Below are 11,846 nucleotides of genomic sequence, written 5' to 3' on the forward strand. Positions count from 1 at the left end.
GGCACCCTGGTCCTGCTGGAGCGCAAGCCCACCCGCTGACGGACCGGGTGATCAGTTCCCCGCAGAGCTGATCATTCCGATTCCGTGCATGTCGGCCCGGCCCGGCCCGGAGAACATGTCGGCGCGGCTCTCCCGAGAGAACCGCGCCGGCACATCATCAACCCTGCTGTCAGCCGTCCTCAGAGCTGATCATCTGAGGCTTGTAGCCCAGCACCAGCCGTTCCAGCGCACGCGGCGCAGGTCCGTAGCCGGCCAGCCAACTGGTCACGAAATAGATGACCGAGTTCTCGTCGATCGCCAGGCGGAACATCTCACGCTTGAAGAAGCCCACCGGGAACAGCGAGCGGCCGATGATCTCACCCCATTCGGCGTACCGACCTTCGTCACCCAGTTCGCCCAGTTCATCCGTCGGATCGAACTCGAACGGATCTCGTCCCACATCCACGCCCGCGCCGCTCACGTCGATGGAGAGGCCGCCGAATTCGGACAGGAATCGCTCGGCCGCCGGATGCATCGAGACCTCCGACCCGGGCCCCGTCCGCCACCTTTCGACATCGACCGACCGGCCCGGATACCAACCGGCCCGTCGCATGACCTCGTCGACCTGAGGCGGGAACCGATACGGGTGAGTATCACCACCGGGCACGGTCACCGGTTCCATCTCGTCATCCACCTCAATCCGTACCAGAAGGTCAGCCATTGGCAACTCTTGCACGGACCCGCCGGTTGCTTGTGGCCCGCGTTGTTCCTGTTGTTGTGCACGGTGTAGGCGGCGACCTTCGCACCTCGCGGATTCCGGCCCTTGTTGAGAGCGTCGGACAGGCACTGCGGCAATCCGCACTGCCCGTGACCGTTGGACCGAAACCTTGCCGGGATGAGATTCAGCACTGCTCTCACCTGAGGATGAAGCTGGGGCTTGCCGCCCTTCATGCTGGTTCTCGAGATGACCTCGGTGCTCAGGTCGTCGAGCGTGATCTGAATCGACTCCGCCATCTGCGGCCTCGTCGCACGGGTGAGGCCCTCCTGCGCCTGGGTATCGTCGGCCAGCTTCTTGGCTGCGGCGATGACCGGGCACTCCTCGGGATTGGCGCCACCCTGGTTGTGCACCAGGAGCTGCTCGGCGCCGACCTTGACGAAGTACGTGTGGATGTCGTCGACGGTCAGGTTGTAGACCGTGGCCACGGCGTCGTACGCGGCGACGTCGAGCACAGTGACCCGTGAACCGTCCGGCCGGAGCAGACTCTGCCCCGGCTGAAGGTGCTCGGCGGACAGCCACTTCCGCTCGTCGTCCACCCAGAACGGGTGGCCGTCGGTGGCGGTGACCCGGCCGTCCGACTTCCCGTCGGCGTCGGCGTCGATGCTGATCTCGACCAGCCGTTTGTCACCGGAACCGATGATCTGGGCGGTCACCGGGCGCGCACCGGATTCGCCGGTCTCCGGGTCGGCGGCCCAGACCACGTCGTCGACCGCGATGTCCTCGATCGGCTTGTAGCTGCCGTCCGACATCAGCACGGGCGTACCCGGGACGAAGCTGTTGCATCCGGTAGGCGGCTCGAACTTCTGAACCACCTCCTTGACCTTGCCGGCGCCCCGGGCCGCGGTCTTCGCCTGGCGGACGCCCGGCATCATGCCGGCGATTCCCATGGCGCAGCCCGCGACGTCGCCACCTACACAGGTCTTCGCGGTGTCGATGGCACCAGCCACCGCCGCGACCGCACCGGCCGCCGCGGCCACGACCTGGGCCGGGGGCGGCAGGACCGCGGCGACCACGGCCACCGCTCCGGCGACGTCCGCGATGGTCCCGGCGTTGTCGACCACCGCCTTGGCGGCGGTGGTGGCGGCGCTCGCCACCGAACTGGCGGCCTTCTGAATGCCGTTCTTGATGGAGCCCCAGAACAGGCCGTCGGGGTCGGAGAAGGTGGTCGGGTTGTTGTTGGAGTACGCATACGGGTGCATGCGCTGCGGGTCGTACTCGTCGATCTCCGGGTCGACGGAGATGAACGCGCCCAGCCTCGGGTCGTAGAACCGCGCCCCGAGCAGCGTCAGACCGGTGGGGTCGCCGACACCGCCGACGAAGCCACGCTGTCCAGCGGGCCACTGCGGCGCGGTGGTGCCGGCGCGGGGGTTGCCGTACGGGTCGTTGTACTTGACCGTCTCCACCCGGGAAACCGAGTTGACCGCCCAGGTCGCCGAGCCCTGCGGGTCGGCGCCCAGCCAGATGATGTCGCCCTTGCGGGTGGCGGTGTCGGTCCGCGATGCGACGGTGTCGCCGGCGTGCTCGTAGTAGCGGGTGGTGTTGGTGCCGGCGGCCCCGGCCGAGTTGTACTCGTGACCATAGACGAAGACGCTGGCCGCGCCACCCGGGTCGATACGGGCGATCCGGTTGCCGTCGACGTCGTACACCATCGAACGCGACAGCGACTCTAGGAATCAACATGATCTTGGTCAATATTGATTGGCCAGATGTCACATCCGTCACGTGAATCGGCTGCCGACGGCCTCGTCGTCAGCGCTTGCCGAGGGGCACGACCAGGACCGCCTCGGTGCCGCCGCCGGCCCGGTTGCGCAGCTCGATGCTGCCGCGCAGCTCGCCGGTGGCCAGCGCCCGCACGATCTGCAGCCCGAGCCGGTTGCTGCCCTCGAACTTGAAGCCCTCCGGCAGGCCCCGCCCGTTGTCGGCGACGGTGACGTGCAGCTGCTTGCGGAATCGGTGCGCGGAGACGACGACCTCACCGGCCGGAGCCGCGGGAACCGGCGCCTCGGCGTCCTCGTCCGGGGCCGGGAAGCCGTGCTCGACGGCGTTGATCAGCAGTTCGTTGAGGACCATGACGAGCGAGGTGGCGATCTCGGCGGGCAGCACGCCGAAGGTGCCCTCGCGGCGGATCTTCACCGAGGCGCCGGTCGTGGCCACCTCGGTGGCGGCGGACGCGACCCGGTCGACGATGCCGTCGAACTCGACCGCCTCGTCGCTGGACATCGACAGGGTCTCGTGGACGAGGGCGATCGATGCGACCCGGCGCACCGACTCCTCCAGGGCCATCCGGGCCTCGGGGGCGTCGACCCGGCGGGCCTGCAGGCGCAGCAGGGCGGCCACGGTCTGCAGATTGTTCTTCACCCGGTGGTGGATCTCCCGGATGGTGGCGTCCTTGGTCATCAGCGCCCGCTCGCGGCGGCGCACCTCGGTCACGTCACGGACCAGGACGAGCGCGCCGATCGGCACCCCTGCCGGGAGCAGCGGGAGCGCCCGGGTGAGCACGGTGGCCCCACGCGCCTCCACCTCCATCCGGGCCGGGAACTCGCCGCGCAGCGACGACAGGATCCGCTCGGCGGCATCGTTGCCCTCCAGCGGGTCGCCGGAGAGCCGGCTGGAGAGTTTGGCCAGCTCCTCGCCGACCAGGTGGGCGTTGAAGCCGAGCCGACGGTAGGCGGACTGCGCGTTGGGACTGGCGTAGGTCACCTTGCCGGAGGCGTCCAGCCGGATCAGGCCGTCGCCGACGCGTGGCGCCGAGGTGATCTCCCCGGGCAGACGGGGCGGCGGGAACGTCCCGTCCGCCACCATCTGCGCCAGGTCGTCGGCCGTGGTCAGGTAGTTGAGCTCCAGCTGGCTGGGGGTGCGAGCGGTGCTGAGGTTGGTGTCGCGGCCGATCACCGCGATCACCTCGCTGAGCGCCTCCTCCAAGTCGGTGGCGTCACGCAGCCGGACCGGGATGGCCTCGTGGCGGGCGGGGGTGTCCCCATACCAGACCGGGTCGCCCTCCCGCCAGATCCGCTCCTGCGTGATGGCGACGTCGAGGTGCGCCACCTCCGGGCCGCCGACGATCTTGCCGACCTGGTCGTCCTGGTACGCAGTGGGCGCCGTGGTGGGCCGCACCTGCGCGACGCAGAGGAACTCCCGTGGCCGTCGTGGCTCCCCCTTGATCGGCACCCAGAGCAGCAGATCCGCGAACGAGAGATCGGACAGCAGCTGCCAGTCACCGGCGATCCGGTGCAGGTGGTCGATGTCGGCGGGGCTGAGGCTGGTGTGTTCTTCGACGAGATCGCGCAGGGTGGACACCGTCCCAGCCTGCCATGCCCGTGTTTCTAAAGAGTCGTGGTGACCTTCTTGAGCCCACGGGGCGCGTCCGGGTCCTCGCCGCGGGCCAGTGACAGGGCCAGCGCCAGCTGCTGCACCGGCAGGATGTCGAGCAGCGGGGCGTAGCGCTCGTCGACGGAGGGGACGGCGAGCCGGGCCGAGGCGCCGTCGACGTCCGTGCTGCCGATGGTCACCACGTCGGCGCGGCGCTCGCCGAGGCGGGCCACCACGTCGCGCATCGACTGTCCGCCGGGACCGTCGCCGACCACGGCCAGCACCGGGATGTCGTGGTCGGTCATGGCGAGCGGCCCGTGCAGCAGGTCCGCGCCGGAGAAGGCGAGCGCCGGCAGGTAGGAGGTCTCCATGAGCTTGAGGGCGGCCTCCCGGGCGGTCGGGTAGGCGTAGCCGCGCCCGGTGGTGACGAGGCTGGCGGCGAACCGGTAGCGCTGTGCCAGGTCGGCGGCGGACCGGTCGGTCAGCACGTCGGCGGCGAGCTGCGGCAGCTTCTCCAGCGCGGCACGCTCCTCGGCGGGCAGCCGGCCGTCGCCGGACCGGATCCCCTCGATCAGCATCAGCAGGGCGAGGAGCTCTGCGGTGTACGACTTGGTCGCCGCGACCGCCCGCTCGTGCCCGGCCACCACGTCGATGGAGAGCTCGGCCGCCCGGGCCAGCGGCGAGTCGGGGTTGTTGGTGACGGCGAGGGTGAGCGCGCCGGTCTCCCGGGCCACGTTGAGCACACCGGTGAGGTCGGGCGAGCCGCCGCTCTGGCTGACGCCGATGACCAGGGTGCCGGTGAGGTCCGGCCGGGCGCCGTAGAGCGTGATCGCGCTCGGGGACGCGCTGGCGACCGGCAGGCCGAGCCGGATCTCGGCCAGGTAGGCGGCGTAGAGGGCGGCGTGGTCGGAGGTGCCGCGGCCGACGAAGAGGACGCTGCGCGGCGCCCGGCGGGCGATCTCGGCGGCGACCCCGGCGATCGCCGTGGACGGGCCGGCCTCGAGCAGCCGTGCGAAACCGGCGGGTTGTTCGGCGATGTCCTCCGACATCCCCAGGCCTCGCTGTGTCACGTGATCCTCCCTTTCTCACGCACCAGATGCGCGATCTGTGCGCAGTCTTGCAAGAACAAGCTTACTTGGTCAAGATTTCGTGCACGAATGAGCAAACGCGAGGACTGACAATCGGGCCCACTTCCCCTAGGGTCTTCACTCGTGGATTCCCGCCCATCGGCACGCCGTGACCTCGCGCGCGCACGCGCCGCCCTGGAAGCCGGCGAAACCGGTTCCGCCGCCGGGCATCTCGCCGCGGCGCTGGCCCACACGCCCACCCTGCCCGAGATTCACGAGCTGCTCAGCCGCTTGGCCGCGGCCTCGGAGGGCGGGCTCGACCTGTTCCCGATGGAGCCGCACGCGCCGGTCGGACGACTCGCCGCCCGCGCCCATCTGCTCGCCGCCGCGGGCCGCCCCGAGGAGGGCCTGCCACTGCTCGCCGCGGCCAGCGGGCACAATCCGTCACTCGACTGGGCCGGGGTGCCGTGGGTCGCGGAGCCGGCACTCGGCGCTCGCATCGATCCGGGGCAGCTCGCGCGTACCGTGATGCGCCTGTGCACCGCGGTCGGCGATCCGGCGCCCACCGAGACCGTGGGACCGCTGCGGCCGTACCTCTCGGTGGTCCGGCACGCCGTCTCCGCCCACGGTGAGCACGCCATGCTGCTCGGCGCCGGCTCGGCACTGGCGCGCCGCCTCGGCGAGGTCCGGCTGGCGGTGGAATGGGCCGGGCGGGGCGCTCGCGCGCAGCCGTCCAAACTCGGTGAGATCTGGCTGGGGTACGCACTGCGCAGCGCCGGCCGGATGCCGGAGGCGCTCGCCGCCCTCCGCCGGGCGGTCGCCTACGACCCCGACGACCTCTCGGTCTACGCCGACGTGGCGGCGACCCTGGCCGACCTGGGCCGGCTGGACGAGGCCCTGCGCTGGACCGAGCTGGCCCTCGAACGCGATCCGGACTTCGACTGCGTGGTGCACACCGCCCACCGGCTGCGGTACCGCGCCGACGGCGACGTCGCCCACCTGGTCGGCCTGGCCGACTTCATCCGGGACCATCCGGACGACGCGCACGAGCACACCGATCTCGAGGAGTGCTGCCGCACCACCCCGTGGCTGAGCGGGCTCCCGGCCGGCGCACCGCTGCCCGCGGGTCGCGCCCCGGTCAACGCGGAGCCGTCCGCCGACGCGCTGCGCCGCCTTCAGCGGGTCGCCGGCCAGACCTGGGCGCACCCGCCGGGCGCCTACGACCGGGCTCTCGGCCTGGTGCTGGTCGAGCCCTGGGAGCTGCTGGCGCTGCTCGCGCACCCGGAGACCGCCCGGCCGGACCAGCAGAACGGTCTCGAGGTCTGGGCGTGCCTCGGCCTGCTGCATCACGGGACCGAGGAGCCGTGGGCGGAGTCGAGCCGCCGGCGTCTGCTGCTCGGGCTGCTCGACGGCGACGTGGACCGGGTGACCCAGGCCGCGCTGTTCGCGCTGGTCGCCTACGCCTGGGTGGACCCGGAGGCGCGTGCCGACGTCGCCGCGGTGGTGGCGGGGCGGCTCACCGAGACCGCCTCCGGTGCTTCCGCCCGCGCGGTGGCCGAGCTGGCGCTGACCGCGCCGGGCCTGGACCGGCCGACCCGGGAGCTGGCCGCGGCCACGCTCCGGGTGCCGGCCGTCCCCCGCCAGCGAGGAAGGGGACGGTCGCTACTGCGCTGGCGCCGCGACTAGCCGCGTCCGGCGAGACTCAGGAGATCACGGCGATCAGGTCGCCCTCCTGGACGACGTCGCCCTCGTTGACGGCGAGCTCGGAGACGGTGCCGTCGGACTCGGCGATCACCGGGATCTCCATCTTCATCGACTCGAGGATGACCAGCGTGTCCCCCTCGGCGACGGTGGCGCCGGGCGCCGTCACGACCTTCCACACATTGGCCACCATCTCGGCACGGATCTCGTCCGCCATGGTCTCTGCCTCCCTCATCGTCAACCGGTGACGCCATCAAACCACGGTTCAGGTGCGGGTGAGTCCTGCCCGGCCCGACGCGCCCATTACGATCGGCACGAGTTCAAGCACCACGGAAGGGAGAGCCGTCATGGCGAAGAAGGCCCGTAAGAAGAAGGCCCGTAAGAAGAGCGGCGCCAACCACGGCAAGCGCCCCAACAGCTAAACGAAAAGGCCCGGCGACTGCCGGGCCTTTTGGTTTGTCAGGGAAGGTATTCGCGGGTCTCGGTCTGGACCTCCAGCTGGCCGAGCTTGCTGCGCAGCCGCTCCCGCAACTCCACCGGCGCGCGCTCGTCGCCGCAGCACCGGCCGACCAGCGCCTTCACCTCGTGCTCGATGCCGAACTCGCGAAGGCACCCGGAGCACTCGTCCAGGTGCTTCTGGATCAGCAGCCGCCGGTCCTCGGAGCACTCCAGATCGAGGTAGAGGTACACCTCGCTGAGGACGATGCTGCAGTCGGTGTCGTGCTCGTTCTCCTGCTGGCCCATGTCGTCACGCCCCCTGCGGCTCGGAGGTCGCGGTCCGGGTGATGCCCCGGTCCACCGCGTACTGCTCGAGCAGCTTGCGCAGGTTGCGACGGCCGCGGTGCAGCCGGGACATGACCGTGCCGATGGGAGTGCCCATGATGTCGGCGATCTCCTTGTACGAGAAACCCTCGACATCGGCGAGGTAGACGGCGAGCCGGAAGTCCTCCGGCAGGGACTGCAGCGCTTCCTTGATGTCGCTGTCCGGCAGACGGTCCAGCGCCTCGGTCTCAGCCGACCGCAGACCCTGCGACGTGTGCGACTCGCTCGACGCGAGCTGCCAGTCGGTGATCTCCTCGGTCGGCGCCTGCACCGGCTGCCGCTGCTTGCGCCGGTAGGAGTTGATGTACGTGTTCGTCAGGATCCGGTAGAGCCAGGCCTTCAGATTCGTGCCCTGCTCGAACTGGTGGAACGCGGAGAACGCCTTGAGAAACGTCTCCTGCACCAGATCCTCGGCGTCGGCCGGGTTGCGGGTCATCCGCAGGCCGGCCGCATACAACTGGTCGACGAAAGGCAGCGCCTCGCGCTCGAAGCGCGCCCGGCGCTCGTCCGTTCGTTCCTTCTGGGCCACCCTGGACTCTCCCCTCGACCGCCCCGCCGAGGATACGGGTAGTGCCCCTGTAACGCTCTCGAAAACCGCCGGTGTGCTCACGCTCACCGGCTGCGGCACCGGCGTGGTCTCCACCGCGGGCCACTCGGGGGAACCCAGAAGGTCCCGCACCCGGACCGCCTCCCGGCCCTCGCGCTCGACGCTCCCGACACCCACTGGCCAACCCCTTCCGCTGACGTCCGTCCAGCTGGGTAACGCCTGCGGCGGGTGTGTGCATTCCCTTCACGTTCTCACCGGGCCCAGTGATGGCGGCGCAGCCACTCCAGGACGACCGCCACGGTGCCGGGAAGATCCTTTCGCAGATCATGAACAGCACCGGGGCGTACCGCGACCTCGACGACACCTCCGGGTGACGGGACCCCGAACGGGTCACGGTCGCCGTTCACCACGAGGGTCGGCTCGGCCACGGGCAGCTCACCGGCCCGGCTCTTCTCCGGCCGGCCCGGCGGATGCAGCGGAAAGGCCAGGGCGAGAACCCCCGCGGCGCCCAGCGTGGTCGCGGTCCGGCACGCGACGCGCGCGCCACTGGAGCGGCCACCGACGATCAACGGCAGGCGGGGTACGCGTAACGCTCCCACCACCGAGACCCAGGACTCGTCGAGCTGCCCGGCCGGAGCGGGCGCACGCCGGCCGGCCACCCGGTACGGCTGGGTGACAAGCGCGACCCGCACGCCGGCCGCCACCGCCGCGTCGTGCACCGCGACCAGGTCGGGCGCATCGACCCCGCCCCCGGCACCGTGGCCGAGGACGAGCAGGCCGAGCGCCGGCCCGGACGGGTCGGTGACGGCCACGGCGGCGGGGCCGCGTGGGGTTTCCAGCGTCATCTCGGAGCGCGACACGCGCTCCGTTCTATCAGCGGCTGACCGGAATGAGGGTCAGAAGACGCCGATCCTCGTCGTCCGGCGCGTCGTCGACCTCTTCACCGTCCGCCTGGATCCGCTCCCGCCAGGCCACCAGCATCGCCCGGCGCTCCCGGGGCGTGGTGCCGCCCCAGACCCCGTGGCAGTCGCCGACCTGTAGCGCCCAGGCCAGGCACGGGCCCTGCACATCGCAGGTGCCGCAGAGCGCGACGGCTCCGCCCGACGGCTCGTTGGGTGCCGGAAAGAACGTCTCAGGATCGACCGCGCGGCAGGCGCCCCGTGTGCGCCAGGCCTCATCAGAACACCGTTGCGCGATCGCCTCGAGCAGTCGCGGGTCGCGTCGCGCGATAGCAACCTCGTGCGGACGCGGCATGCGTGCTCGTGTCATCAGCCCACCTCCCCCGTGGGACCGGAACTGCATGTGGCGGCCGGGCCGCACCTTACGGTCCAGCACCACTCCGGCGCTGGTTTGTACCGCAAGCTACAAGATCAGAACAAGGGGTCTATCTATCTGGAAACAAAGTTGCCAGTCTAAAATCGCAACATATCCCGACAAATATTCGCGTTGATCTTCGAGAGTTCAAAAAAGCGTAATGTTGGCAGCCGTCTCGATCAGCTCGGGGCCGTTGTTGCGCACATTGCCCACGGCGGCGCCCACCGGGCGTACCTCGATGGCCTCCAGATCGTGCTCGGAGAGCGGGCGCAGCAACCGCTCGGCATCGCCATCGCCGGCCAGCCAGTCGGCCCAGCGATCGGCCGGCAGGATCAGCGGCATCCGGTCGTGCACCTTCTTCAGACCGCCCAGCGCCGCCGTCGTGATCACGCTGCAGGTGAGCACCGACTCGGGCCCCCAGGCCGACCAGAGACCGGCGAAGGCCAGCGGCGCCTCGTCCGCCGGAGTCATGTAGAAAGCCTGCTTCTGCTTGCCGTCGCGGACCCACTCGAACCAGCCGTCAGCCGGGATCAGGCAGCGCCGCTTGGCGAACGAGCTCGCGAAAGACCGCAGCTCGGTGACCGTCTCGGCGCGCGCGTTGATCATGCGGGCGCCGGCCTTCAGGTCCTTCGCCCAGTGCGGCACCAGCCCCCATCGGGCGGTGTCGAGCACCCGGCCCTCGTGCTCCTTCGACATGCGCACCAGGGGCACCGCATCGGTGGGCGCGACATTCCAGCTGGCGCGCAGCGGCTCGGCGACGTCCACGGCCTCGAAGAGCTTGCTGAGGTCGGCGTTGCTCTTGGTCGTCGCGTATCGCCCGCACATGAGCAGCAGGCTACGCCGCCCACCGGACACCCGTCCGCCCCGAAACACCCCCCGACCGGCTGGATACCGTCGTCAAAGCCGCGGCCCCCGCGGGCGGAGCCACACGGTCCCGATCCCGGCCGGACAGGTCACACGGGCGGGCGTACGGCGGTGGAAAAGTCCCGCGGGCCGGGAACGCGGGCCGGAATCGTCAGGGGGCGACGGCAGAATGGCGAGCGTGACAGCTGAACCCCGTCCCTGGCTCGCCCCGTCCGCCACCGGCCCCGTCACGGCGACCGTGCGGCTGCCCGGCTCCAAGTCGATGACCGCCCGCGCGCTGATCCTGGCCGGCCTGGCCGACGGCCCGTCGGTGATCGAGGCGCCGCTGCGCGCCCGTGACACCGTGCTGATGGCGGCCGGCCTCCGTGCGCTCGGCGTCGAGGTCGACACGACCGACGACGCCCGCTGGGTGGTGACGCCCGGCCCGCTGCGGGGTCCGGCCCGGATCGACGTGGGGCTGGCCGGCACCATCACCCGGTTCCTGCCACCGGCGGCCGCGCTGGCCGAGGGCCCGGTCGAGTTCGACGGCGACCCGCATATGCGCAAGCGGCCCCTGCGCCCGATCGTCGAGGCGCTGCGGGCGATCGGCGTGACCGTCGACGCCTCGCCGATCGACGGCCTGCCGCTGACCGTGCACGGCTCCGGCGTGGTCGAGGGCGGCGAGGCGGTGATCGACGCGTCGGCGTCCAGCCAGTTCGTCTCCGGCCTGCTGCTCTCGGCGGCCCGGTTCGCCAAGGGCCTGACCCTGCGGCACGAGGGCCCGCCGGTCCCGAGCGCCCCACACCTGCGGATGACGACGCACATGCTGCGGGCGGCCGGCGCGGTGGTCGACGACAGCGTGGCTGACGTGTGGACGGTCGAGCCCGGCCCGCTGCGCGGCCGCACCTGGACGATCGAGCCCGACCTGTCCGGCGCGGCGCCGTTCTTCGCGGCGGCCGCGGTGACCGGCGGGGCGGTCACCCTGGCGGGCTGGCCAGCCGACAGCTGGCAGCCGGTCGACCAGGCCGTCGAGATCTTCCGGTCGCTGGGCGCCGAGGTCACCCGGACGGCCGAGGGCCTGACCGTGCGGGGCACCGGCACGCTGCGCGGCATCACCGCCGACCTGTCCGAGGTCGGCGAGCTGACCCCGGTCGTGTCGGCGCTGGCCGCGCTCGCCGAGGGCCCGTCGGAGCTGCGCGGGGTGGAGCACATCCGCGGCCACGAGACCGACCGGATCACGGCGCTCGCCACCGAGCTGGGCAAGATCGGGGCGGCGGTGACCGAGTTCCCCGACGGGCTGCGGATCGAGCCGGGGCCGCTGCGCGGGGCCTCGTTCGAGACCTACGCCGACCACCGGATGGCACACGCCGCGGCGGTGATCGGACTCGCCGTGCCGGGCGTCGACCTCACCGACGTAGGTTGTACGTCGAAGACGTTGCCCGAGTTCCCCGAACTCTGGGCGGGACTCGTGGCGAAGAGGAGCTAG

The 11,846-nt window shown here is 71.1% G+C and carries 13 protein-coding genes; 3 read left to right on the forward strand and 10 right to left on the reverse strand.

The window, feature by feature from the left end; translation table 11 throughout:
- Window positions 1-169: 169 nt before the first annotated feature.
- The 4 genes from ACQPZW_RS44475 to ACQPZW_RS44490 form a co-directional block, all read right to left on the reverse strand.
- Window positions 170-700: an SUKH-3 domain-containing protein gene (locus tag ACQPZW_RS44475; RefSeq protein ID WP_433797813.1), complete on the reverse strand. Its 531-nt coding sequence runs from the start codon at window positions 698-700 to the stop codon at window positions 170-172.
- A complete protein-coding gene (locus ACQPZW_RS44480) occupies window positions 649-2,406 on the reverse strand; it encodes a polymorphic toxin-type HINT domain-containing protein (RefSeq protein ID WP_433792019.1) in 1,758 nt (585 codons plus the stop codon). The genes ACQPZW_RS44475 and ACQPZW_RS44480 overlap by 52 nt, the downstream gene beginning before the upstream one ends.
- Before the next feature lie 100 nt (window positions 2,407-2,506).
- The gene (locus ACQPZW_RS44485; protein WP_433792020.1) at window positions 2,507-4,054 is read right to left on the reverse strand and encodes a sensor histidine kinase; all 1,548 of its coding nucleotides are present in this window, start codon (window positions 4,052-4,054) and stop codon (window positions 2,507-2,509) included.
- Window positions 4,055-4,080: 26 nt separating this feature from the next.
- Window positions 4,081-5,115, reverse strand: coding sequence for an SIS domain-containing protein (locus ACQPZW_RS44490; RefSeq protein ID WP_433797815.1), 1,035 nt, complete (start codon window positions 5,113-5,115; stop codon window positions 4,081-4,083).
- 348 nt (window positions 5,116-5,463) lie between these two features.
- Here ACQPZW_RS44490 and ACQPZW_RS44495 point away from each other — a divergent pair, with 348 nt between their 5' ends.
- A complete protein-coding gene (locus ACQPZW_RS44495; RefSeq protein WP_433797817.1) occupies window positions 5,464-6,819 on the forward strand; it encodes a tetratricopeptide repeat protein in 1,356 nt (451 codons plus the stop codon).
- A gap of 16 nt (window positions 6,820-6,835) precedes the next feature.
- On the opposite strand, the gene ACQPZW_RS44500 is transcribed toward ACQPZW_RS44495, so the two are convergent.
- Window positions 6,836-7,051 carry a biotin/lipoyl-binding carrier protein gene (locus ACQPZW_RS44500; RefSeq protein ID WP_433792021.1) on the reverse strand — a complete coding sequence of 72 codons (216 nt, stop codon included), beginning with the start codon at window positions 7,049-7,051 and terminating at the stop codon, window positions 6,836-6,838.
- Between the two features lie 130 nt (window positions 7,052-7,181).
- Between ACQPZW_RS44500 and ACQPZW_RS44505 the strand changes: the two genes are divergently transcribed.
- Window positions 7,182-7,256, forward strand: coding sequence for a 50S ribosomal protein bL37 (locus ACQPZW_RS44505; protein WP_369700219.1), 75 nt, complete (start codon window positions 7,182-7,184; stop codon window positions 7,254-7,256).
- A 37-nt stretch (window positions 7,257-7,293) separates the two neighbouring features.
- Here ACQPZW_RS44505 and rsrA read toward each other — a convergent pair whose 3' ends face one another.
- The 5 genes from rsrA to ACQPZW_RS44530 form a co-directional block, all read right to left on the reverse strand.
- Window positions 7,294-7,578, reverse strand: coding sequence for a mycothiol system anti-sigma-R factor (rsrA, locus tag ACQPZW_RS44510; RefSeq protein ID WP_433792022.1), 285 nt, complete (start codon window positions 7,576-7,578; stop codon window positions 7,294-7,296).
- A gap of 4 nt (window positions 7,579-7,582) precedes the next feature.
- Complete coding sequence (locus ACQPZW_RS44515; protein ID WP_433792023.1) at window positions 7,583-8,380, reverse strand: sigma-70 family RNA polymerase sigma factor; 798 nt, start codon at window positions 8,378-8,380, stop codon at window positions 7,583-7,585.
- Between the two features lie 74 nt (window positions 8,381-8,454).
- Window positions 8,455-9,048: an alpha/beta hydrolase family protein gene (locus ACQPZW_RS44520; RefSeq protein WP_433797819.1), complete on the reverse strand. Its 594-nt coding sequence runs from the start codon at window positions 9,046-9,048 to the stop codon at window positions 8,455-8,457.
- Between the two features lie 28 nt (window positions 9,049-9,076).
- On the reverse strand, window positions 9,077-9,472 hold the full coding sequence (locus ACQPZW_RS44525; protein WP_433792024.1) for a WhiB family transcriptional regulator: 396 nt from the start codon (window positions 9,470-9,472) through the stop codon (window positions 9,077-9,079).
- Between the two features lie 192 nt (window positions 9,473-9,664).
- Window positions 9,665-10,342 carry an SOS response-associated peptidase gene (locus tag ACQPZW_RS44530; protein WP_433797821.1) on the reverse strand — a complete coding sequence of 226 codons (678 nt, stop codon included), beginning with the start codon at window positions 10,340-10,342 and terminating at the stop codon, window positions 9,665-9,667.
- 208 nt (window positions 10,343-10,550) lie between these two features.
- Here ACQPZW_RS44530 and aroA point away from each other — a divergent pair, with 208 nt between their 5' ends.
- Window positions 10,551-11,846, forward strand: a complete 1,296-nt coding sequence (gene aroA, locus ACQPZW_RS44535) for a 3-phosphoshikimate 1-carboxyvinyltransferase (RefSeq protein WP_433792025.1) — start codon at window positions 10,551-10,553, stop codon at window positions 11,844-11,846.

The sequence above is a fragment of the Actinoplanes sp. CA-252034 genome (genome assembly GCF_050956125.1).
Classification (GTDB): Bacteria; Actinomycetota; Actinomycetes; order Mycobacteriales; family Micromonosporaceae; genus Actinoplanes.

Excerpts from the sequence above, each read along its gene's own strand:
- ACQPZW_RS44525 (WP_433792024.1), bottom strand. The coding sequence starts at position 9,472 with ATGACACGAGCACGCATGCCGCGTCCGCACGAGGTTGCTATCGCGCGA.
- ACQPZW_RS44490 (WP_433797815.1), bottom strand. The coding sequence starts at position 5,115 with ATGTCGGAGGACATCGCCGAACAACCCGCCGGTTTCGCACGGCTGCTC.
- ACQPZW_RS44475 (WP_433797813.1), bottom strand. The coding sequence starts at position 700 with ATGGCTGACCTTCTGGTACGGATTGAGGTGGATGACGAGATGGAACCG.
- aroA (WP_433792025.1), top strand. The coding sequence starts at position 10,551 with ATGGCGAGCGTGACAGCTGAACCCCGTCCCTGGCTCGCCCCGTCCGCC.
- ACQPZW_RS44520 (WP_433797819.1), bottom strand. The coding sequence starts at position 9,048 with ATGACGCTGGAAACCCCACGCGGCCCCGCCGCCGTGGCCGTCACCGAC.
- rsrA (WP_433792022.1), bottom strand. The coding sequence starts at position 7,578 with ATGGGCCAGCAGGAGAACGAGCACGACACCGACTGCAGCATCGTCCTC.
- ACQPZW_RS44500 (WP_433792021.1), bottom strand. The coding sequence starts at position 7,051 with ATGGCGGACGAGATCCGTGCCGAGATGGTGGCCAATGTGTGGAAGGTC.
- ACQPZW_RS44495 (WP_433797817.1), top strand. The coding sequence starts at position 5,464 with ATGGAGCCGCACGCGCCGGTCGGACGACTCGCCGCCCGCGCCCATCTG.
- ACQPZW_RS44530 (WP_433797821.1), bottom strand. The coding sequence starts at position 10,342 with ATGTGCGGGCGATACGCGACGACCAAGAGCAACGCCGACCTCAGCAAG.
- ACQPZW_RS44480 (WP_433792019.1), bottom strand. The coding sequence starts at position 2,406 with ATGGTGTACGACGTCGACGGCAACCGGATCGCCCGTATCGACCCGGGT.